We start from the raw sequence: 22118 nt of genomic DNA on the forward strand, positions 1-22118 counted from the left end.
CACCAGTGTGGCCGGTGACGGTCAGGACTTTGGCGGAGACGATGCTGATCGGTCATTCTGCTTAATGCGAGACGTCGAGTTTTTCCGCGGTTCCGCGCTTCATCAGACTTTACCTTGGTTGCTACGTAAAAAATCCTACAGCCTTGCAGGCTTGTAGAAAGCCATGCTTCAAAAAATTTTCGTTGGCGTAGGGGGCATTGCTGGCATAGCAGGCGACTTCCTCTAAATAGGCCTCCGGCTTTTTGCCTATTAATCCGTCTGTTTCATCATGTAGGCGATTTGCCGTAAGAACTTGTTCAATCCAATCCTGCGCGTCTTCGCTACATAACTCTGCACGATATCGTTCCTCAATTTCATATACATCTTTCCAAGTATCGATTTTTTCGGAAAGCTCGGGCGGTCCAAAGTACAGATCTATATCTTGAGGGATAAGGTTTCTAACGTCGCCATGCCGCAGTAATATTTGCAACTCAATCCGGTAAGCCTGAGTCGAAAATGGATAAAACACCTTGCGACGAGCTGGATTTCGAGCAGGATCCTTGGGTGTATAGGCGGGGTCCTGGCTACCCTTGTAACTACTATTGCATTCGTGGCAAGCGGGCACTAAGTTTCTGAAACTGATAGAGTTGAAAGGGTAAAATGCTTTAGGCAAATAGTGGTCGTAAGCTTCGCGCTTAGAGTGATACTTGCCCTTCAATTTATTGATGCCGCAGAATGGACATCTGCCAGTTGCATTGGTGCTCATAAAACTTTTGTAATGATCATCGATGTCACCAATTTTTTTCCTGAGTTCAGAGAGATCCAGAAGTGACTGAGAATAAAGTCCCTTAAAGAATACGGCTAACAATTTGCTCAGCTCCGGATGGGCCGGAGCAATTTCTTCGTATCTGGCTAATCGTGTTGCAGGGTTGTTGGCGCAAACATTTTCTAGATCGTTATTACCACGATACCAACATCTGAACTGCTTGATGTCTTTAGGCGACAATTGTGAAAACAAACCGTAGATGCGCTCTACGTGTCCGTTAAAAAACTCCGCACCGATTGTGTCGTCGTAGTGAAATGATTTCACCACTTCGTATAGCTTTGTATTGGCTGCGAACAAATGTAGGCCAAATGGTCCGAGCTTCGGCGCTTTGCACCATACTGCGAAAAAGATGAAGCCAATGAAGTCTTGCATCTTCTCCATCTGGTGAGGCACATATGTGTAGGGGAACAACATTAGCTTTGCCCCCCTTCTTTACCACGCTGGCTACGATCTAGCATGGCATTGACCAGCAGCACCTTTTCCAGCGAGTCACCTAGCTCACGATCTAACTCTGCTATCAAAGTTGAAATATCCTCACCTTCTTCAAAACGAGCCCGTAACCCGTCAAGCAATACTTGGGCATGCCCCCCAATGGTTTCGCGCTTGCCGAAGGTGGACATGGTGATCTTGTTGATGGATGCACCCAGAGTATTGTATTCAGGGTGACTAATACTCACAGTTCTAGTATTTTTGTTCTTTTCAAATACCAGAACTTTTTCCGGCTTGCTGTCGGAGATTAGGAACGGTGAGTGTGTGGTGATTAGCATCTCTTGACTGGTACCAGTCTGTTCTTGCAGGCAGCTGCGCAAGCGGCTGATGAAACTTGCCCGCCATTCTGGGTTGAAGTGAGTCTCTGGCTCATCTAGTAGAAACAAGCTGTTAGTGTTACGGAAAAGCAGGCACAGACCAAGGCTGTGCAGTAATTGGTGTTCGCCGTCCGATAACTCCTTGAGCAACATGGGCTTGACCACATCCTGTTTCGTAAAGTAAAAATTCTTAAAGCGCATAACTCGTTCGTCAGACGGAAGTGTAGGAACCGTTTCACTTACATAATGGCTTTTGGAGCGATAGATGTCGCTCTTGAGACTGTCACTTACTGAATACAGGTTCAGCACTAGCAGCACTTGAAATGCCTGAAACAAGCCTAGTGGCGAGTTGTCGAAATTATTACGGAACGCCTTCTTAGTCGCTTCGTTTACCCAATAATCGAGAATCAGTGTGTCGGTATCCTCATCTTGATAGCTCGAAGTAGCGCAACGTTTAAGCTTTTCTATGATTGACGACCTTTCATCTCCCTCTAGAAGATGAAGTAAGTTGACGGTATAAGAACCAGTCTCTGCATTTAACGAAATGGCAGGATTGTCTATGAAGTACCCATCCTGCGTATGTCCAGACAAGACGTAGTCGTCTGAGGTCAATTGTGATGCCTGCTTCGCAGACACATCAATGCTTTGCTTGAGGATGATGCGGAATTCCTGCAGTGCCTCAATACCTACATCCTGACGAAATGGTTGCAGTGTTGCATCGTCCTGAAAGAGCAAGTTGCACAGCAAAATTGCCTGGCTGAATCCGCTGTCTAGGAAGGCCAAGCGCGTTTCAGGGTGCCCTGGATAACTTAACTGTCGCGTCAGCGCATTCCAATACTCGTCGTACTGCACGAAGCGTAGTTTGAAAAAAGGTAGGCTAAGAATTTCATTCTCACCCGATGAATAACCTAAAACGTATTGCGGCAACAGAATGTCAGCGTGACTTTCGTTAAAAGTTTCGTAAGCATCCGTATCGAAGTCGCTCTGGTTTTCCCAATGAAAGCGTACCGACTCGCCTGGAGTTTTCCAGACGCTCACCTTGGCCCAAACCGGACCATCAGGTTGGATATATTCCGCTGGCACAAGAATCAGATAGTCCAATTCAAACGCCACGGGAGAGGAGTTTTCATCCGAGTTCTGCAATACCTCAGGAAGAAAGCTGCGGCGCACACGCAGGATTTCAAGCTGAAAAAAGATCGCCGACAATGCCTCAAGCAGATTGGACTTACCGCTACCATTTGGCCCAGCGCAAACGAAAGGGGCAAACTCTTCAGGTTTAGCCAACTCATCCTGCAAGGTCCACTCGCTGCGAAAGTGGTGCTCGAAACCAAATGGAAGGCTGCGAAAGCCAGTCGGGTCGGTAATCTTTAGGCGCAACAGTTTCATACCTGTATAGCCTTAAGTTGAACGCGGTTGCCAGCCTCATCAAATGCCTGTATCAGTTTGCCCGACGCGATCCCCTCAAAAATCCAACTCTTAATGTACTCGTAGTCGTTGGCCCCCAGCTCGTAATCATTGTCGGGGTGCAGTTCCGCAAGGCGCGTTTGTGCCATTTCCATGAAATGCTGTACCGATAAAGGCGTGGTACCTAATTGTTTGCGATAGGTTTCTAGCCATCGGGCGACTAATATCGTCCGAGTCTCCGCGTTCTCCAGAGCATCTATAAGAATATCTGTGTCAGGGAGGATGGGAGTGAGGATCTCTTCGGCATGGGGTTTCACTGGTTCTATTGGCATGTTTTTTTCTTCCGCAGGTTCCATATCTGGCAAAAGCACGCGCGACAAATCCAGATCGCCTTTCATTGCTTTTTGGCTTAGTGCACCGTAGAGGGCTGTCAAGTCTATGTGACTTTGCTGGTAGAATGATTTTATGCTCTCTATTTTTTCTACGAGCGCGGCGAACTGATTTTGGATGTCGAGCGGAGGCTTAATCATTTTGATCTGCTCAAAGTCTCCTTTCGTAAGAATCTTCTTCATTCCCTTCGTGGCATGACTCTGTATATAAGCCTTGGATATCTTAAATAAACCGTATAAGTACAAGGGGTTGATGTCTTCGCCCGGCTGGATAGCATTTATTTGCTGGTTGAAAGATACTTTCCTATTTGTAAGTGCGGAGCGACCAATCGACTCTAAACTCCCCGCGATACAGGCTACAAGTAAAGCTCCATTGGTAACAGTTCTCGATTTTTTTGCGCCAATCTCAGAAAGATATTCCGTAGATGAAGTAACGTAAACAGAACTACCAGTAATGTTGTCAGTTTTGATCCACTCGATGAAATCGTCATCGTAATTCGTAAGATCGTTTCGAGGTGGAGTATTACCTGTAGAAATTTTGCCAAAGGCTTTCAGCTCTGGCTTATCCCATCCCTTTTCATTTCGTACAGGATCTCCGAAAATCTTCAGAAATAAGCTTTTCAGCAGGTCGTCGAGCTGTTGTAGGTGTTTTTTGCGTAGGGCGATCAGCCCTTCCACTTTGCTAAGCACAATGGCAATGCGAATTTGATCATTGAGTGGGGGTAGCGGGATTTCGAAGTTTTCTACGGCTGGCTTAGCTAATTCCTTAAACGTCGCACCATTCCCTCTGGCTTGTAGGCTACTTACGTTAGCTTTCAATACATAGTAGAGATACTCAACATTTACTTCTTTACTTGGAATTAGGCTTTTGAAGCCTTGATTCGTGCAAACGGGTACTTTGTTGATGGCCAAAAGACCAATTGGCGCTCTTGAGCTAAGCAACAAAGAACCAACTGGCAACATCGTTGTAGAGCATGACTTAAACCCGGCTTCTGTAATTTTCTCAGCAGACCCCCACAAAAAAGGTGAATCCAGGCGGTTGATTTCCTTTGGCGTTACCCATTGAATGTCGCCACCCCAATATTCAGCTATCTCTCGTTTCGGTGTTGATCCAGAGATGATTTTGCAAACGTCACCAAGCCTAACGACTCTCACGCGATCATCCCCTTCAATTCTAGCAACTCGCGCACGATACCTGTCCGTACCTCAGCCAGATCCGCCTCGTCTACATCGCCCACCTCTGCCTGAATCAGCCGATCTAGTATTAGGCCCGGTGCGTCGAAGTTCATCTCCTCGAATACATCCGTTTTATAGCGGGACAGTGAGAGGTCGTAGTTATTTTTTTCATCGGCGATCTCGGCACGCGGCACCATGAAGCATTTTGCCGTGCGGTCGATATCAGTGGCCGCATTGCGGGCATGGTATTTGGCAATGATATCTTGCAAGTCTCCATTGCCTTCCTGCTTGCTGCGTCTGTCGTCCAGGCTGTAGCCATCGGTGAACATTTCATAAAACCAGACGTGTTCGGTGGCCGGTTGGGTGACTTTATCTTTCGGCCCCCATACCTTGGTAAACAACAAGATGGCAGTGCTGACCCCAGCATAGGGCTTGAATACGCCGCCGGGCAGAGTAACGACAGCTTTCAGGTCGCAACGCTCCACTAACAGTTGGCGTAGAGCCTTAAAGGCACCGCCGGAGCCAAAAAGTACACCCTGCGGCACAATCACGCAGGCAGTGCCGCCTTTTTTCAGCAGGCGATAGATGTTTTCGACAAACAGCAACTCAGTCTTGGTGGTAGCGAGCTGCAGGTTTTCGTTGATGTCACCCTTATCAATACTGCCGGTAAAAGGAGGGTTAGCCAGCACGATGTCGTATTCGGCTTCTTGGGTGTAGCTCTTGGAAAGCGTGTCCTTATAGTCGATGTTCGGCTCGTCGATGCCGTGCATCATCAGGTTCATCAGACCTAAGCGCACCATGGTGCTGTCGATGTCGTAACCCCATAGAGACTCCTGCAGAACGGTCTGCGCTTTTTCGGTGAGCGCGGCTGCGACCGAAGTGCGGGTAAAGCCGTCTTCATCTAACGTAAGATTTTTCGTCCCCGCTTTGATGGCGAGCTGGGTGACGATGTACTGGTAAGCGCCCAGCAGGAAGCCTCCAGAGCCGCAGGCCGGGTCGGCAATTTTGTGTCCAAGTTGTGGCTGCACGAGATCGGCCATTAGCTTGATGATATGGCGAGGAGTGCGGAACTGACCGTTCTTGCCTGCAGAGGCGATCTCCGAGAGCAGCATTTCATAGACATCGCCCTGGATATCTTGGAAGGCTTGGCCTTTCTCCCGCGAATCCTTCTCCATGAGCTCGAATATTTCGTCGATGGTTTTCACCGCTTCTACCAGCAAGGCCGGTTTGGGGATGATGAACACGGCATTTTTCATGTGGTGGGTGAAGTTGGACTCTGTGCCGTTCAGATCCTTCAGAAAGGGAAATACCTTGCCATGTACGTGTGGCAGCATCTCTTCGGCCTGTTTGCGCTTGAAATGGGTCCAACGCAGAGTTTGTTTGTCGATGGGCCGCTGTTCCGCCACTGGCCAGTTACGCTCCTCGGGTGGAATCCAGCTACCTTCGAACTTAGAGGTGTACTGCTCGCCTGTCCATTCGGCATCAGCCAGTTTTTTTTGATCCAGCTCATCCAGCCGCTTCATGAATAGCAGGTAGGTGATCTGCTCAATAGCAGTAAGCGGGTTGCTAATGCCGCCGCTCCAGAATTTGTTCCAGAGCTGGTCAATCTTGCTTTTGAGTTCCGGGTTATTTTGCAGCATGGGATTGCCTGTGCTTTAGGCGGCCAACCTTTCGGTTAACCGCAGGATTTCGTTGATTTCCGTCGGATTGAACACACCGCGGATACCTTGCGGGTGGATGACCGTAAAAGGAGCGCTGATGAGGTCCTTCTTTTCCACCTTTTCGCGTTCGACGATGAAGTTCTTCAGCAGAATGAGGAACTCCAATTGGCGGCTGTTGAGGTTGGTGTGGGCGCGAATGAACTGATCAAATGCGGCGCTGACTTCGTCCGGGAAGCTTTTCAGCACTTCTATGCCCAGAATGTGGCGGATGAACTGGATAAGTCTGGCCTTACGGTTCTTGTAGACTTGGCGCATCAGGTCTTCAGTGATATGCGGATGTTCTTCGTGGAGTAGCTCGGCCAGTTGGCTGGTCTCATCGGCGCTGACCGTCTCGCCGTTTTTGATTTTTTGCAGCACTAGGTTGTGTTCAGTCAGCTCGGCGATCAAGAGTTCGACCATCTCGCGGTAGCGAGTGATACTCACGGCCTCGTGCTGTGGGCCGAACTCTACCCGTTCCTTCTTGTGCAGCTCGTCGACGAGATCAAGATGCGTTTGCTCCTGACCGCTGCTTTGCTCGCGGAATTTCATAAGCGGGCCGAGCTTGGTAATCATGTCGTCATAGGCGTCTTCGTTTGCCTTAACCCAGTAGTGGTTGGTTTGTGCGGCGCGGATCAGAGCTTCTTCCTGATTGACGAAGCTGATCGAAAGTGGAAGTTCGCTGATCTGTTCGACAACGCCTTCCCGGATGGTTTCGGCTTGCTCCATATCTTCATTTAGCACTGCTAATGAGTATTCCAACACATCGCGCTCGAAACGCAGGAATTTGAAGTCGGCATCGGAGACAGTGCGGAACAGCGGTTTTATTTCGTCTCGCAGAAACTCCAGCCGTTTGTGGTTGAGGTTTATCCAGAAGCTTTCTTCTTCCAGCTGTGCGAGTGCGGCGGCAGCCTCTCTGATGACAACGGATGCCTGGGGTAGTGCGGCTATTTGCAGGCGGAGCTTGGCGATCTCTCGTGCGGAGGTATCGACATGTCCGATGTCGATGGTCTTCTCGATCTTGTCAAGCCGCAGACCGACTAGCCGTATGGGAATCGGTAGTTGGGGTTTAAGCTCTTTGCCCTTAGGGTTGAGCTTGAAGTATTCGAAGTTGTCCCAACAATCAAGAATCAGGAACACATCTTTCTCTATACACCATGGCTTGGGTTTACTGATTTCCAGTAAACGCGTACCTCGTCCCACCATTTGCCAGAACTTGGTGTAGGAATACACAGGTTTGGCGAAGACGAGATTGACGATCTCTCGTACGTCGATACCGGTATCGAGCATGTCTACGCTGATCGCAATGCGCGGCATGTCGTTGTTCGTGAACTGATCGAGAAGACCGCCTTTTCCATGCACCCGAGGGTCTTCCGACACCAGCACTTTGGCTAGTTCACCGTGGTACTGCGGGTAGAGTCTGTCGAAAATTTCCTCGATACGCCGGGCGTGCGCCTTGGTAGCACAGAAGAAGATAGTCTTGCCCGGCAGCACACCATTTGAATCCTTGATGGCTTCTTCCATAAACTCTCGGACGATCAGGGTATTGGTGCCCTTGTTGATCACCTGCTTTTCGAGCTGCGAGCCTTCAAAGTTAATTTCTTCAACCTCTTTGCCTTGTAAAATCAGCTTTTTTTGATCTTCAAGCGAAATGGTGCGCTTACTGATGCCCTCCATCTGGAACTTTGTCTGAATCTTCATGACTTGGAAGTTGCAGAGGTAAGGCGGCACGTTGTTGACGGCTTCCTCGAAGGTATAGGCAAAGGTCGGTAGGCCATCTTCGCAATGAAAAAGCTGGAAAGTGTTGTGATCGATGATGTCAGTTGGCGTGGCTGTTAACCCTAAGGTGATAGTTTTGAAGTAGCTGATTACCTCGCCAAAGGTGTTGTAGATAGAGCGGTGACTCTCATCGACGACGATTAAATCAAAGAAGTGTGGCGACAGGTATTGAGCATCGTCTCGAATTATATTGAGCATCGTCGGGTATGTAGCAACGTACACACGGCGGTCTTTGGCGAGTAACTTTTCTCCCACGTTGGGCCAGCGCGGTTCATTAGGCATGTGTTCTTTGAACGCCGATAGTGCTTGCTCACGTAGGGCGATACGATCGACGAGGAATAGCACCTTCTCGGCATGACCAGCGCGCATGAGCGCATCGACCAAGGCAATGCAGGTGCGGGTTTTGCCACTGCCGGTAGCCATAACCAGTAGGAAGTCGCGTTTTTTCTGTTCTATGCCATCGAGCACCGAGCGAATCGCACGGATTTGGTAATCACGGCCGGCAATCGAGGTGTTGATAAACTCTTGTGTCAGCGGTTTACGGTTGCGGCGGATATAGGCGAAGCGCTCAAGATCGTCTCGCGAGGGAAAACCAACGACTTTCCGAGGTGGCGCGTTCCCTAAATCCCAGAAGTAGGTATTGTGGCCGTTGGTATAGAAGCAGAACGGTAGCTCACCCCCCAACTGCTGCTGGATGTTGTAGCAATACTGCTTGGCCTGTTCGCGGCCTATAGCAGCATCCCGAATAGTTTTTTTTGCCTCGATCACAGCCAATGGTTTGCGGTCTTTACCAAGCAAGACGTAATCGCTGAACTGATGGCCTTCGTATGGGGTACGCGCTTCGGTTACGCCGTCGGGCAACGCGGTCAAAATGTCGAACTCTTCGATGACCTGCGTGGGGTCTTTGACGTTCCAGCCTGACAAGGCGAGCTGCTGGTCGATCAGGTCGGCACGAGTCTGTGCTTCGGATTTCGACATGCCTACCATCCCCATGAGAGGTAAAAGGACTTCTGGCCTGTAATGCTTGCGGCTAAATTTTGTTCATTTGCTTGGCGCAGGCTTTCGAGTGTTACGGAACTCTTGACCAGCCCTCCCCACTCGGCCGTTTTGCACAGTTCGGAGTGCTGCAGTTTCTTATTTTGCATTTGCCCATCCTGGCTCATAAGTAGACTTCCCTCATCCGCGACCTTCAATCCAGCACGACCAAAAACTCGGTCGCCAAGGCTGTCGGCTGGACATCCCGGACGTTGCGTTGCAACGAAACCAAACCGTAATCCGCCATTAAGCGAAGGGTGCGCGACAGATTCGGCACCTTTCGACCGCTGAGTTCAGCTAGTTCAGTGAGAGATTTGGGTTGCTTTTCATGGATCAGTCGCAGCAAGTGCCGGTTGTCGTCCGACAGTACGGCGGCCAAGGAGGCTAGAGAAGGGAACCAGATGCTCGGTGTCTCTTTTAGCTTTGGTAGCGAACCCTCGGGGCGTCTGATACCGACGATACAGCTCTCCATTGCCCGTAGTTCCTATTAACGACTAATCGTGAATTGTATCAGTGCCTGATAATGATCGTCGATCAGTGGCGCTCCTTTGCCGTACTCGTCCGAATGGGGACGTTACTCTTCTTTGAGGGCTTGTTCATAAGCCTTGGAAAAGCTTGTGAGATCTGTACCTAGGACAAGGCATAAGTCACGAAGCTGAACGGTATCGAGCCTCCTTACCCCCCGTTCCACATCACTCATGAATGACTGCGGCCTATCCAGAGCAGCAGAGCACTCAGCTTGAGTCAGTCCTGACTCGACACGTATGCGTTTCAGCACTTGAAGAAAAATGGCGTGCTCACGCCGATAAATAGCTTTGGTCATGACCGTATCCGAGAGGGTGCGGCTTGCAAAGCTATATCTGCTTTTGGGATATCTGATTTTCAGTTATTTTGTGCTGAACGGATGGTTCGGGGATGAATGATGAGAGTGCTGTGGGAGTTTTTTCGAGTGCTGTGGGCCCTGGGGTGTCTGCCTGTTGGCGCCTTGTTGCTGATTGTGTTGATTCTGTGCGGTTTCAGCCTGCCGTTTTTCTTGGGATTCTCCGGTGGCGCTGACCCCGCTGTTCGGTGCCTATTCTGGGCGCTAGTTTTCTATTTCGTGGGAGGGGCATGGTTATTCTGGTACGTGGATCAACGTTATGCGGAGAAGCTAAAGCGGCAGGTCGCGGTGTTCCTCGCTTTAGGTTTTCATCCGCACGTCGAAATATTCGCGAAGATGAGTGATGCCTATCTGGGTATTGATTCTTCAGCGCGCAGGCTGTTGGCCTATCCGGTTAAAGGCGCAGAGCATTTCTTTCGGATCGATGAAGTAAATTCCTGGCGAATCGTACCGGCCGGCAAGCGCAATCATCGGTTGGAGGTTCTGACCAGTAACCTTGATGTTCCTGTATTTAGCATGGTTCTTAGGTCAACAGAGGTGCTTAGCACGGAGGCTCGGCTCAGTAGCTTGCTTGGCAGCTAGATGCAGCATGAGACTAGATTACTGATCGTGGTCCATCATTCATTGGAAGAAATCCATGAGCAAACCAATCAGAAATGGTACCGAGATGACAGATATCACTCGACTGGAGCAAGCCAATGCAATGATGCGCTTGGTTAATCGGGCACTTGCCCGTAACGACGTTGCTGTCCTTATGGCGCTTGGATTTTGCCATCAGCACATTGGAGAGCTGAAGCAACAGGGCGGATTCCGGTCTTCCTCTATCGCACAAAATACAAGATTGATCACATGCCTCCGTAAAGTGGGAGATACATATGCTCAGTGACCGCGCGCCGCTAACAATTGCCGCCAACGTGTTGGCACGTTCCTCTATTCAATCTGTTCTCCGCTCTCCCTCTTATCACGCCCGTGGCTGGCAAATACTTGATCGTTGGGCGATTAGCTGTCCAGAGCAGCTTCGTAAGCTGGAGGCGGACGGAGAGGTCATCATGTTGGGTAGGTTGTTGGAGCAACAGGAAATCGAACATCAAGTGCTGAGCTCGACGGCAGAGTTGGAACAGCGCCGTCATGGCCTAGCAGAGCATGAAGTCCTGGCATTGCATGAGATAAGCACAGAGCTGTGATTCACAAAGGGCCACGGGTTTCCCTCAACACCCGATACGCTTGATGGCCTCGGTTATCTCAACCATGACATTTGCATATTCCTTGGAAAGCGCGCCGTTGCCCTCTGTGAAGAGGTGCTTCTGAAGGCCACCTAGGCGCCGCAGCTCATTGATTACGTGGGAGTCAATTTTGCTTCTGGTCTGTCGCTTCAATGCTGCGGCCAGTACGAACTGACCAACACTCATTCCGCTGTCGTGAGCTTTCTCGCGTACCAGTGCTTCCTCTTCCTCAAAACAACGAATGGCCGGGAGCCATCCTGTTCGTCGGCGTTGTTCGCTGCGGCTCATGAGCTTTCCTTTTCCAGGTGTTGGGGTCTCGGGGCTTGCCCTGAGCAGGGAAGGTAGGCAAAGCAGAGGGAGTGGAACGACTGGTGCGCGCCGGTTGTGAGGCGCCAGGGACTGGCGGTATAGCAAACCCTACCTTGTCCTAGTCTTTCTTCTCAAAACTCAGATAATTTTTGCACTACCCGGTTAAAGCAGGGATGCAAGAGGCGTTGGCATTTAGAGGACACTACAGGTACAAAAAAAAGACGAATTCAAAACGATTACATAAGCAAAGAATGCATCATCCATCAGTGGCTGAAGATACGATGATTGGATGGCGAGAAAGACGCTAGAGCGACAGCTAGGATTTACCGAATTGCCCCTGGCCTTGAGTGACTTTCTGATGCAGAGGGAGGGTATAAACAGCATGCGTGCACGCGTGACGTTGATAAGTGTGAGACGATTTTGGGACGGTTGTGGTGATGCGGAGGCACAAAGGCTAAAGTGACGAATATGAGGGAGCTATTTGACACTGGCGTGTAGATCTCAGGTAATACTCTCAGGATACCTTGGAGATAGTTATGGAACAGTCCAGTGACTCCGAAAGTAGCTTCGCCGAGATTATGGATCTGAAGCGCTCCAATCGTGAGCGGTTGATCCGTGCTATCCAGAACGCCTCCTCCGAAGAGCTCGAAATTTCTGCTCAGCGCGTCAAGGAAGTTCTGCTTGACTCTGTCAATCCAAGCCAGCGCCGACAGCGCATTGCCCCGCCAGCGTTCGCTAAGAGCAAATAGCTCCCTACGTATCGAAAGATTTTTGCGAGAGTGGCGGCATGCGGGTCGTCGTTTTCATTGCGGAGTTCGCACGTTTCACAGAGTAGTGCGAGGTCATTATCAATTAGTGATCAGGCTGGCTGCTACTGCCCAGGCTCTGCATGGGCGGTCGTAGGCAGCAGCTGTCTTTTGGATTCACTCCACGATCATCAGGCACAGACCACAAACATAATTTTTCAAACTCCGGATAACATGCGGCTTATCACATTTGGCCACGCTGGCAACCTTGCGAAGGGAATCCTGATGTCCGTTCCTACATACGACAAATTCATTGAGCCGATCTTGCGCTACTTGGCGGCGAATCCTGAAGGCGCGACAGCACGCGACGCGCATGAAGCTGCGGCCCAGGCTTTGAATTTATCTGAACCACAGCTTCAAGAGCTGATTGCGAGTGGGCAAGCGACCTATAAGAACCGCGCTGGATGGGCTCACGACCGTCTTAAGCGCGCAGGGTTATCCTCCAGCGCCAAACGAGGCTATTGGAGGCTCACCGAAGCTGGCACTGCTTATTCCACACAGCACCCGTCACCGCTCACGGCGGATAAGGTTGAACAACTCGCCATCGGCTTCATGGACGTGAAGCTTAGGAGCCCCACAGATGCCGTCCCACTAGATGGGCTAGAGCAGAGTGCAGATACATCGATATCAGCAACTGTGAGCCCAGATGATCGGCTGGAACAGGCTCTGCGTGAGCTACGCGATGCAACATCAGCGGACCTACTGGATAACCTGCTACAAGTCAGCCCCAACCGCTTCGAAGTTATTGTGCTCGACGTGTTGCACAGCCTGGGCTACGGGGCTAGCCGAAACGATTTGCAGCGTGTTGGTGGTAGCGGAGATGGCGGAATTGACGGGGTAATTTCGCTTGATAAGCTCGGGCTGGAAAAAGTCTATGTCCAAGCAAAACGCTGGCAAGGCACTGTAGGCCGTCCTGAGCTGCAAGCTTTCTATGGAGCACTTGCCGGGCAAAAGGCCAAGCGAGGGGTATTTATTACTACGTCAGGTTTCACTGCTCAAGGAATCGACTTTGCCCGTTCAGTGGAAGGCATCGTGCTGGTGGATGGCATCCGCCTGGTCAACCTGATGATGGACTACGAGGTTGGCGTAACGTCCCGGCTTCTCAAACTGCCAAAACTGGATAGCGATTACTTTGACGAGGAATGAGGATTTTGGACCTCGTCTTAGTTTCTCGGCACCGGGGGCAGGACTAGTAAACGAGCACTGGACACTAGCGCTCCCATGATCAAAAAACCATTACCAATCAGACTCCATCTCGGTGCTTAGGTGGATACCCATCACCTTTGCCTTGCGATATCTCAGCGGCTCCGCATTGATCTCCAGGGCAACAAGTCGACTTGCAGCGATAACTAAGCTGTTGAAGCGGTCATTGTGAACGGCGATATATGCGATGAGTTTTTTGCCAGTCGCTTGCATGGAGCCGATGCAGCGAGGAACCGACTTGTCGCTTAGGAGTAATGGATCAACGTATAGGTAGCATTCTAGGGCTGGGTATTTGAATGCTTCAGGGTATCGGACGGAGCCGTAAAGCTTGATCGCAGTGTGCTCTGAATAATGGTGTCCGATTCGCCTGGTATCGGTCGGCGTGGCCATGCTGAACGACCAGGACATATCCCATCCCCATATCCGGGCTTGGAGAATTATTCGCTCAATGGTGGTACGACTCCGGTTAGCCATAGCATTCATCTTCCGCGTTTGAGCTGGCTGCGGACAATCTCTCGACTGCTCGTTAGGGGCTGAACTTCCGTCCGAGATCCGATTAGTACTGATTAGGTTAAGATTAGTTTTTACAGGGGCACATGCTGCGGCCGTTGTGCTATCAGGCTGACAGGCACTATTGACTGTGGATAGCCTACCTTTTGGAACGGGCTACGCTACCTGCTGCAACGGCAAGCGTTACCTGCTGGAACGGTATTCTCTACCCGCTAGGACGGCATGCATCATTTTTGTTTTTTCCACCCTCGAGAGATGTCGGCACTGTGTCAGGCTTTCCTGTCTTTGGACGTGTACCAAATCACCTCGAATGGCGTACTCGAATGATTTACCGTGTTTGTTGTAGGCAGCGCTCAAAGCGTCAAATGCGCGACATAACGTTTGGGTGAACTTCCAGATTTCGCGGGCTTCGCTTCCACAGAGCTGGTGCAGTGTGCTTACTTTAAGTCCGTAAGCTTTTGCATGGCTCGAATAAAATCCATGAAGCCATTGGGCGAGTGGCTGGCCATCCAATGCAGACCGAATACTCCAATCGATGTAACTGAAGCCAGACTTGGAGAACAGTGCGTTTAGCCTTGCGTCAAGGATTACGACGTATTCCAAGCTATTCTCGTCCTTATAGAAGTCTTTGATCAGGCTACCGGTGTAGGAAATATCACCCAGCACTACCTCAACGGTGCACGCTGCCAATCGCAGCAAGCGATCGTGCAGCAGCTTCCTATTTTTACCCGTGTCGGTCTTTTTCATGAGTTTAAGCACGCCGTAAGCCTTGTAGCGGAGCTCGTGGCCTAGCATTTGCCGTCGAGAGAGGTGCAACACGCTTAGCCATACGGAAAGGTCGATCTGGTCGAGACGCGTTCCTGTATAAGAAATTTGCACGCCCCCGATTGAGTTAATCGCTACCATTTTTAGATCCGTCCGACTGCCCTTCCTTACTGCTCCGAAAAGCGCCGACCGCAAGAACGCATTCGGTACGCCGCGAACCTCATCCGGCCATGTTCTCAGCGTTGGGGTTGTAATCGCAGGCTTTGGCTTGAGCTGCGCCTTGTTCGCCGCTCTTGCTCGAGCTTCAAATTTGGCGAGTTGTGCAAGACGCCGGCTCCCTGAATTCGTGATGTCATTCGTATGGAGCTCTGGCGGCATTAACGGCTCGTTTATAAACGAAGTGACCACTGCTTAATTTTGAATGGAGGCAGGTGTGCGAGTGCTCATTTTCTAGCCTCTACTTGCTCTTTTTTTGTGGGGCGGCCAACTCGATTTTCTGGCGTGGTTTTCAACACTGGCTTGACTGGCGAAGCCGAAGTGCATTCGGGACCATGGCGCATCCACTGGCGAAGATCGCCGAGACGCCAACGTAGCCGCGATAGTCCTGGAAGGGGATCAAGCCCCGGCAGTTTGCGCTGACGCACGGTTAACACGCTGAATCCTGTTAGCGCCGCGACCTCGGCTACGCTTATCAGCACGTCATCTGAAAGCTTCTGGATTTTTTGAATGGTTTCGTAATCGACGCTCATCGCTAATGTCGCTCGGTTGCTATGGAGTACGTGCAGCTTTCGCCAATCGAGGACCGATCAACTAGGACACCTTTTTGACAGATGCGGCTGTTAGCCAAAGAATGGGTACATGCAGCCATCATCCTCTGAATCCGATATCAATCCCGAAGAAGTCTTTCAGCTCGTTTTCCGTGAGATAGAAAATCACCAGAAAACCGGTCGGAAAAACTTTGTTGTCCGTGTTCCGGTGGATCTGATGGAGTACCTGTTCTCCGGGATATTGCAGAAGTCTGGTATGTCGAAGGTCGCGCTTGAGCGATTGCTTACGGACCTTGGGATTTACGGTTTCAAGGACGCAGATGGGCGGATTCTGCGGCGGTATCTGAGTGGCCAAACGCGCATGGCTTGGGATACATACCAGCGGCTGTTGTTTTGGGCTTTATCGAAGGCGTGGGTCAGCGATTGGGTTTTTCGCGACTTGCTGTTGAGGACGTATCTGCGAGAGGCGGCTCAGCTCAGTGCGCGCAATATTCTGAACACCCTCAAGCGCCGGGTATCGATCTCGGACTTAACCCGTGAGCAGGTTATCGAGTGTTTCAACGAGGTTTATCTGCTCAAGCAGCGGGAACGCGAGGAGACGGCGCTAAACCGTGTGCGAACGGATTCAGAGACCAGAGAGCTGGCTCGCTCCCTGGGGCTTGAGATTATCGACTGACCATCAAGCTAGCTTCGCCGCGAGTTCTTCTGCGGTGATGTTGTAGTAACGCTTCAGCATGTTCACCTCGCGGTGTCCCGTAACGCTGGCCAGCTCAATCAGATTAGGAAGTTTGGTGGCCAGTCGGCAGGTGGCCTCATGGCGTAGGTCGTGGAAGCGCAGATCGAGCAGAAAGTCTTCCTGGGGCATTACCAGAGCGCGTTCGCAATCTCCTAAGTATTTCGTCCTTGCTCGCTCCAAACCGCGTGTGAAGGCCTTCTTGAGAGCGTCTGCGGTGGTGGGGAAGACTCGGCCGCAAAGTGAGCGTGGCAAGTCCTTGAGCAGCTGAATAGCTCGCGGGGAGAGTGGGACGGTTCTTGGTAGCCCGTTCTTGGTCGCTGGAAGATGAGCGGTTTTGCGATCCAGATTCACATGCTTCCAGCGCAACTCGAATAGCTCGCCACGGCGCATGGCGGTTTCAATTGCCAGTTGCACAATGGACCGTATCCAAGGGTTGTGCGAGGCGTCCGCATAGGTTCCATCGGCACGGCGCTCCCGAAGCTCCAAGGCGTTAAGGATGTATTGTTCTTCAATTGGGTCCAGGCGTCGCGAGCGTTCGTCGTTATAGCTAGGGCGGCTGACCATCCGCACCGGATTCTCGGCAAGATGGATTCCCCATTCGCGGCGAGCGACCTCAATCACGCATTGAAACAATGCCAGCTCACGCTTGACCGTATTGCCCTTGCGGATCTTCAGGCGCTCGTCACGGTAGCGGGCAAAGTCGGAGGAGGTGAGGGTGGCAACGATGCGCGTAGCCAGCGGATGACGCTTGAGCGCTTCCAGACGTTTGATTTCCGAATACGCGCCTTTGTGCTTCGGAGCGATCTCTGAGATGTAGCGATCAATGAGTTGATGAAAGGCGGTGCGTTCAGCCTCGACGCGAGAGACAAAGATGCCTCGGTCGATTTCGCTTTCGATCATGCGCGCCCAGGCTTGGGCATCTGCTTTGGTTTCGAAGGTTTTTCGTTGGGCTGGATAGCCCTTGCGGCGGATTTGCGCTTCCCACTGATACTCGCCGCGATTCCTGATTGTTGCCATTTCGACCATTCCCGCCACGTTCAAGTGTGGCAAATTTGTGGCAAAAACGACTTTCAGGACTAGGACAGGTTTCTGTCAGGAGCGCTATCCCCTTGTAATACAAGGGAAAGAAGATGGTGCACCAGGCGGGATTCGAACCCACGACCCCTGCCTTCGGAGGGCAGTACTCTATCCAGCTGAGCTACTGGTGCAACGCGGGCGCCATGATACTCATAAGCATGGCGGGCGTCCATGCTGCTGATTTGCCGTTTGTTTCTGCCTCGCTCGGCGGCTGTTGGCTACGCTGATCAGAAAAAACAGGCAAATGCGGCTTTTTCGTTCTTTTTTTCGAACAGCCTATTGTCCTGCAACCCCATCGGCCCTAGGATTCGTTTGAGATTTCAAACGCTCTTGTCTGGGTGCTGAACCGCACGTCTATGCTTATGTGCGTTATTTCTGTGCTTCAGCCCGGTGGATGATTTCCCTGACGGCAGCCCCTAAGGCGCCTTTCTACAACTCTAATTCGCTCCGCGCGCGCGCGGTGCTGTTAAGGAAAGCCGACATGCAGCTTAAAGACACCCAGTTGTTCCGCCAGCAAGCCTTTATCGATGGCGCTTGGGTCGATGCGGACAATGGTCAGACGATCAAGGTCACCAACCCGGCTACGGGCGAAGTGCTGGGCACTGTGCCAAAGATGGGCGCTGCCGAAACCCGTCGTGCGATCGAAGCCGCCGACAAGGCGCTGCCGGCCTGGCGTGCGTTGACCGCCAAGGAGCGCGCCAACAAGCTGCGTCGCTGGTACGAATTGCTGATTGAAAACCAGGACGATCTCGGTCGCCTGATGACCCTTGAACAGGGTAAGCCGCTGGCCGAAGCCAAGGGCGAAATCGCTTACGCCGCCTCCTTTATCGAATGGTTCGCCGAAGAAGCCAAGCGCATCTACGGTGACGTGATTCCCGGCCACCAGCCCGACAAACGCCTGATCGTGATCAAGCAACCGATCGGCGTGACCGCTGCCATTACTCCGTGGAACTTCCCGGCTGCGATGATCACCCGCAAGGCCGGCCCGGCCCTGGCCGCCGGTTGTACCATGGTCATCAAGCCCGCTTCGCAAACCCCTTTCTCGGCCCTGGCCCTGGTTGAACTGGCGCACCGTGCCGGCATTCCGCAAGGCGTGCTGAGCGTGGTCACCGGCAGCGCAGGCGATATCGGCGGCGAGCTGACCAGCAACCCAATCGTGCGCAAGCTGTCTTTCACTGGCTCGACCGAGATCGGCCGCCAGTTGATGGCCGAATGTGCCAAGGACATCAAGAAGGTTTCCCTGGAACTGGGCGGCAACGCGCCATTCATCGTGTTTGACGACGCGGACCTGGATAAGGCTGTCGAGGGCGCGATCATTTCCAAATACCGTAACAACGGCCAGACCTGCGTCTGCGCCAACCGCCTGTACATCCAGGATTCGGTGTACGACGCGTTTGCCGAGAAACTCAAGGCAGCGGTTGCCAAGCTCAAGATCGGCAATGGCCTGGAAGACGGCACCACCACCGGCCCGTTGATCGACGAGAAAGCGGTCGCCAAGGTTCAGGAGCACATCGCCGATGCCGTTGGCAAAGGCGCGACCGTGCTGGCGGGCGGCAAGCAGATGGAAGGCAACTTCTTCGAGCCGACCATCCTGACCAACGTGCCGAAAACCGCCGCCGTGGCGAAGGAAGAAACCTTCGGCCCGCTGGCGCCGCTGTTCCGCTTCAAAGACGAAGCCGAAGTGATCGCGATGTCCAACGACACCGAGTTCGGCCTGGCCTCGTACTTCTATGCCCGCGATCTGGGCCGTGTATTCCGTGTGGCCGAAGCCCTGGAATACGGAATGGTCGGCGTCAACACCGGGTTGATCTCCAATGAAGTCGCGCCGTTCGGCGGCATCAAAGCTTCGGGCCTGGGCCGTGAAGGCTCCAAGTACGGCATCGAGGACTACCTGGAAATCAAATACCTCTGCCTGGGTATCTGATCCCGCTTCAAGCGCGAAGGGCACGAGAGCGCTGCCCCTTTGCGCGTTTCACCCGTTCTGTTTCTTGTGGCCGGAACGCTGCGGCAGTCGATCATCGCATGCTGCCGCAGTTGTCTCCCCGCCATGTATTCCTTGAGACACGCCGCCCTGAGCTGCGAATGAGGACTGTAATGAGCAAGACTAACGCTGACTTGATGGCCCGCCGTACCGCCGCTGTTCCCCGTGGCGTCGGCCAGATCCACCCGATCTTCGCCGAATCGGCAAAGAACGCTACCGTAACGGACGTTGAAGGTCGCGAATTCATCGACTTCGCCGGCGGCATCGCCGTGCTGAACACCGGCCACGTGCATCCGAAAATCATCGCCGCCGTGACCGAGCAGCTGAACAAGCTGACCCACACCTGTTTCCAGGTCCTGGCCTACGAGCCGTACGTGGAACTGTGCGAAAAAATCAACGCCAAGGTTCCTGGTGACTTCGCAAAGAAAACCTTGCTGGTCACCACTGGTTCCGAAGCGGTGGAAAATGCCGTGAAAATCGCCCGCGCCGCCACTGGCCGTGCCGGTGTGATCGCGTTCACCGGCGCTTACCACGGTCGTACCATGATGACCCTGGGCCTGACCGGTAAAGTCGTACCGTACTCGGCCGGCATGGGCCTGATGCCCGGCGGTATCTTCCGCGCGCTTTACCCGAACGAATTGCATGGTGTGAGCATCGACGACTCCATCGCCAGCATCGAGCGCATCTTCAAGAACGATGCCGAGCCACGCGACATTGCCGCCATCATCATCGAGCCGGTTCAGGGCGAGGGTGGTTTCTATGTGGCGCCGAAAGAGTTCATGAAGCGCCTGCGCGCCTTGTGCGACCAACACGGCATCCTGCTGATCGCTGACGAAGTGCAGACCGGTGCCGGCCGTACCGGAACTTTCTTCGCCATAGAGCAGATGGGCGTTGCCGCCGACCTGACTACCTTCGCCAAGTCCATCGCCGGCGGCTTCCCGTTGGCCGGTGTCTGTGGCAAGGCCGAATACATGGATGCCATTGCACCGGGCGGCCTGGGCGGCACCTACGCGGGTAGCCCGATTGCCTGTGCCGCCGCGCTGGCGGTGATGGAGGTGTTCGAAGAAGAACATCTGCTGGATCGCTGCAAGGCCGTTGGCGAGCGCTTGGTGACCGGCCTCAAGGCCATCCAGAAGAAATACCCGGTCATTGGCGAAGTGCGTGCCCTGGGCGCGATGATTGCCGTGGAGCTGTTCGAAAATGGCGACACCCACAAGCCGAACGCCGCGGCAGTGGCCCAGGTTGTGGCCAAGGCCCGGGACAAGGGCCTGATTCTGCTGTCCTGCGGCACCTACGGCAACGTCCTGCGGGTGCTGGTGCCGCTGACCTCGCCGGACGAGCAATTGGACAAAGGCCTGGCGATCATCGAAGAGTGCTTCTCCGAGCTCTGATTTTTCCGAGCGCTGAGCTGTGCGCTGATCCACAAAAAACCCGCTTCGGCGGGTTTTTTCATACCCCGAGGAAGGGGGCTGGTGTTGTTGAGCTGTCTGGAACGGCCGCGATTGTCTAAGGTGCATGTATTGCAAGGGAGTGATACGGCATGACGGCTGTGGATTTACCCGCTGGACCGCGCGTATTGATTGCCGAGGCCGATCCAGCGTCTAGAGAATTGCTGGAGCAAGCGGTGTCAGAGGTGCGTTGCGACGCCCGGGTGCAGACCTGTGGCGAAGGAAAGCAGGCGCTGGAGCTGCTGGCCCATCACCCATACGACTTGGTCATCGCCGACTGGGAACTGCCGGGCGTCGATGGCTTGAGCATCTTGCGCGGTTTGCGTCAGCAGCGCCGCTCCCCCGTGTTGCCATTCATCCTGGTGAGCCAGCGCAACGACAGCGCCAGCGTGCGGGAGGTATTGCCGCTGGCGCCGGCGGCGTACCTGACCAAACCCTTGAATCGGGAAAGCCTGACCCAGCGCCTGCAAGGGCTGCTCTTGAGTGGTGAAGACACCTCCAATGCCGCGCCCATCCCAGGACCAGCGCTGACATTGGCGACTTTCCTGGAGCGTCGACGGGATCTGGCCGAAGGCGCGCCGTTGATGACCGATGTGCAAGTGGCAATCAAGCGTAGCCTTAATCCCGGTGGGCTGGATCTGAAACTGCTGGAAGATAAGATCCGCACCGACCCGCAGATCACCGCAGTGCTGATCGCCGCGGCCAACAGTGCTGCCCAGCACCAGGGCGGCGGCCCCGTACAGACCGTAGCCCAGGCGTTGCACCAGCTCGGTACCGGGCAAAGCATGAATCTGATTCTCGGCCTGACGCTCAAGCGCTGTGCCCGGCTGAGTGTCCCTTGCCTGGCGGACTATGCCGAACGGTATTGGGAATTGTCGCTGCACACCGCCGAGTACGCCCGGACAATGGCCCGCCTGCTCGACTTGGATCAGGAGCGCTGCTATTGCGCCGGCCTGTTGCATCGCTTGGGCGACTTGGCGCTGTTGCGCTGTCTGGAAGAGTGGAAGCAAGCCGGTGGTGAGCTGGATGAGCCCGAGGAGGTCGGGGATTCGCTCGAAGCGTTCGGCGCTGGCTTCGGCTCGGCACTGCGCGCCCGCTGGCGGCTGCCGCTGGAGCTGCGGGAATTGATCGCAGCGGTCTATGGCTTGGGTGGGGGGGTCTATTCCCGCGAGGCGCTGGTGATGAACTTGGCCGCGCAGCTGGCCCATCTGCCATCCCAGCAAGGCCTGGAAGAACTGGCTCGGGGCCGCACGGCGCGATTGTTGAAGATCGGGCTGCCGGAATTGATGCGGCTGCGCCGTCAGTAAAACCAGTGCTTAACC

Annotated in this window: 21 protein-coding genes and 1 tRNA gene; 9 read left to right on the forward strand and 13 right to left on the reverse strand. The window is 53.2% G+C overall.

From position 1 onward, the window contains the following. Positions 1 to 121 precede the first annotated feature (121 nt). The 7 genes from J3Q04_RS00925 to J3Q04_RS00955 form a co-directional block, all read right to left on the reverse strand. Positions 122 to 1177, reverse strand: a complete 1056-nt coding sequence (locus J3Q04_RS00925) for an HNH endonuclease (RefSeq protein WP_434608510.1) — start codon at positions 1175 to 1177, stop codon at positions 122 to 124. 41 nt (positions 1178 to 1218) lie between these two features. Further along, positions 1219 to 2997 carry a restriction system-associated AAA family ATPase gene (locus J3Q04_RS00930; RefSeq protein WP_434608508.1) on the reverse strand — a complete coding sequence of 593 codons (1779 nt, stop codon included), beginning with the start codon at positions 2995 to 2997 and terminating at the stop codon, positions 1219 to 1221. Next, a complete protein-coding gene (locus J3Q04_RS00935; protein ID WP_434608506.1) occupies positions 2994 to 4559 on the reverse strand; it encodes a restriction endonuclease subunit S in 1566 nt (521 codons plus the stop codon). Before J3Q04_RS00935 ends, J3Q04_RS00930 begins: the two co-directional genes overlap by 4 nt. After that, on the reverse strand, positions 4556 to 6220 hold the full coding sequence (locus tag J3Q04_RS00940) for a type I restriction-modification system subunit M (protein WP_434608503.1): 1665 nt from the start codon (positions 6218 to 6220) through the stop codon (positions 4556 to 4558). The genes J3Q04_RS00935 and J3Q04_RS00940 overlap by 4 nt, the downstream gene beginning before the upstream one ends. 15 nt (positions 6221 to 6235) lie before the next feature. Further along, positions 6236 to 9034 carry a DEAD/DEAH box helicase family protein gene (locus J3Q04_RS00945; protein WP_434608501.1) on the reverse strand — a complete coding sequence of 933 codons (2799 nt, stop codon included), beginning with the start codon at positions 9032 to 9034 and terminating at the stop codon, positions 6236 to 6238. 211 nt (positions 9035 to 9245) lie between these two features. After that, positions 9246 to 9563 carry a MarR family transcriptional regulator gene (locus J3Q04_RS00950; RefSeq protein ID WP_434608499.1) on the reverse strand — a complete coding sequence of 106 codons (318 nt, stop codon included), beginning with the start codon at positions 9561 to 9563 and terminating at the stop codon, positions 9246 to 9248. Positions 9564 to 9665: 102 nt separating this feature from the next. Then, on the reverse strand, positions 9666 to 9914 hold the full coding sequence (locus J3Q04_RS00955; RefSeq protein WP_434608498.1) for a helix-turn-helix domain-containing protein: 249 nt from the start codon (positions 9912 to 9914) through the stop codon (positions 9666 to 9668). A gap of 96 nt (positions 9915 to 10010) precedes the next feature. Here J3Q04_RS00955 and J3Q04_RS00960 point away from each other — a divergent pair, with 96 nt between their 5' ends. The 3 genes from J3Q04_RS00960 to J3Q04_RS00970 are packed head-to-tail and all read left to right on the forward strand — an operon-like array spanning position 10011 to position 11155. Then, on the forward strand, positions 10011 to 10553 hold the full coding sequence (locus J3Q04_RS00960) for a hypothetical protein (protein WP_434608496.1): 543 nt from the start codon (positions 10011 to 10013) through the stop codon (positions 10551 to 10553). A 55-nt stretch (positions 10554 to 10608) separates the two neighbouring features. Next, a complete protein-coding gene (locus J3Q04_RS00965; RefSeq protein WP_434608494.1) occupies positions 10609 to 10857 on the forward strand; it encodes a hypothetical protein in 249 nt (82 codons plus the stop codon). Next, complete coding sequence (locus J3Q04_RS00970) at positions 10847 to 11155, forward strand: hypothetical protein (RefSeq protein ID WP_434608492.1); 309 nt, start codon at positions 10847 to 10849, stop codon at positions 11153 to 11155. Before J3Q04_RS00965 ends, J3Q04_RS00970 begins: the two co-directional genes overlap by 11 nt. Positions 11156 to 11179: 24 nt before the next feature. Here the strand turns inward: J3Q04_RS00970 and mobA are convergent, their stop codons facing one another. Further along, positions 11180 to 11482, reverse strand: coding sequence for a plasmid mobilization protein MobA (gene mobA / locus J3Q04_RS00975; RefSeq protein WP_434608490.1), 303 nt, complete (start codon positions 11480 to 11482; stop codon positions 11180 to 11182). Between the two features lie 557 nt (positions 11483 to 12039). Between mobA and J3Q04_RS00980 the strand changes: the two genes are divergently transcribed. Next, on the forward strand, positions 12040 to 12252 hold the full coding sequence (locus J3Q04_RS00980; RefSeq protein WP_434608488.1) for a hypothetical protein: 213 nt from the start codon (positions 12040 to 12042) through the stop codon (positions 12250 to 12252). A gap of 282 nt (positions 12253 to 12534) precedes the next feature. Further along, entirely contained in the window at positions 12535 to 13455 is a 921-nt protein-coding gene (locus tag J3Q04_RS00985) for a restriction endonuclease (protein WP_434608486.1), read from the forward strand. Positions 13456 to 13545: 90 nt separating this feature from the next. Here the strand turns inward: J3Q04_RS00985 and J3Q04_RS00990 are convergent, their stop codons facing one another. The 3 genes from J3Q04_RS00990 to J3Q04_RS01000 form a co-directional block, all read right to left on the reverse strand. Next, positions 13546 to 13920: a hypothetical protein gene (locus J3Q04_RS00990; RefSeq protein ID WP_434608484.1), complete on the reverse strand. Its 375-nt coding sequence runs from the start codon at positions 13918 to 13920 to the stop codon at positions 13546 to 13548. Between the two features lie 285 nt (positions 13921 to 14205). Beyond that, complete coding sequence (gene trfA, locus J3Q04_RS00995; protein WP_434608482.1) at positions 14206 to 15165, reverse strand: plasmid replication initiator TrfA; 960 nt, start codon at positions 15163 to 15165, stop codon at positions 14206 to 14208. A gap of 65 nt (positions 15166 to 15230) precedes the next feature. Beyond that, positions 15231 to 15536, reverse strand: a complete 306-nt coding sequence (locus J3Q04_RS01000; protein ID WP_434608479.1) for a helix-turn-helix transcriptional regulator — start codon at positions 15534 to 15536, stop codon at positions 15231 to 15233. A 109-nt stretch (positions 15537 to 15645) separates the two neighbouring features. On the opposite strand from J3Q04_RS01000, the gene J3Q04_RS01005 reads away from it, so the two are divergent. Next, positions 15646 to 16230 (forward strand): hypothetical protein, encoded by a 585-nt coding sequence (locus J3Q04_RS01005; protein WP_434608477.1) that lies wholly within the window; start codon positions 15646 to 15648, stop codon positions 16228 to 16230. Positions 16231 to 16233: 3 nt separating this feature from the next. Here J3Q04_RS01005 and J3Q04_RS01010 read toward each other — a convergent pair whose 3' ends face one another. Both J3Q04_RS01010 and J3Q04_RS01015 read right to left on the reverse strand, forming a co-directional pair. Then, entirely contained in the window at positions 16234 to 17316 is a 1083-nt protein-coding gene (locus J3Q04_RS01010; RefSeq protein WP_434608475.1) for a site-specific integrase, read from the reverse strand. A 105-nt stretch (positions 17317 to 17421) separates the two neighbouring features. Continuing rightward, positions 17422 to 17498: transfer RNA gene (locus J3Q04_RS01015), tRNA-Arg, on the reverse strand. A 350-nt stretch (positions 17499 to 17848) separates the two neighbouring features. Here J3Q04_RS01015 and gabD point away from each other — a divergent pair. From gabD to J3Q04_RS01030, 3 genes are all read left to right on the forward strand, one after another. Next, a complete protein-coding gene (gene gabD, locus J3Q04_RS01020; protein WP_420767748.1) occupies positions 17849 to 19291 on the forward strand; it encodes an NADP-dependent succinate-semialdehyde dehydrogenase in 1443 nt (480 codons plus the stop codon). Between the two features lie 170 nt (positions 19292 to 19461). After that, entirely contained in the window at positions 19462 to 20739 is a 1278-nt protein-coding gene (gabT, locus tag J3Q04_RS01025) for a 4-aminobutyrate--2-oxoglutarate transaminase (RefSeq protein WP_434608473.1), read from the forward strand. Between the two features lie 149 nt (positions 20740 to 20888). Beyond that, complete coding sequence (locus tag J3Q04_RS01030) at positions 20889 to 22103, forward strand: HDOD domain-containing protein (protein WP_434608471.1); 1215 nt, start codon at positions 20889 to 20891, stop codon at positions 22101 to 22103. Positions 22104 to 22118: the final 15 nt, after the last annotated feature.

The organism is Pseudomonas sp. D4-21, from assembly GCF_051132125.1.
Taxonomy (GTDB): domain Bacteria; phylum Pseudomonadota; class Gammaproteobacteria; order Pseudomonadales; family Pseudomonadaceae; genus Aquipseudomonas.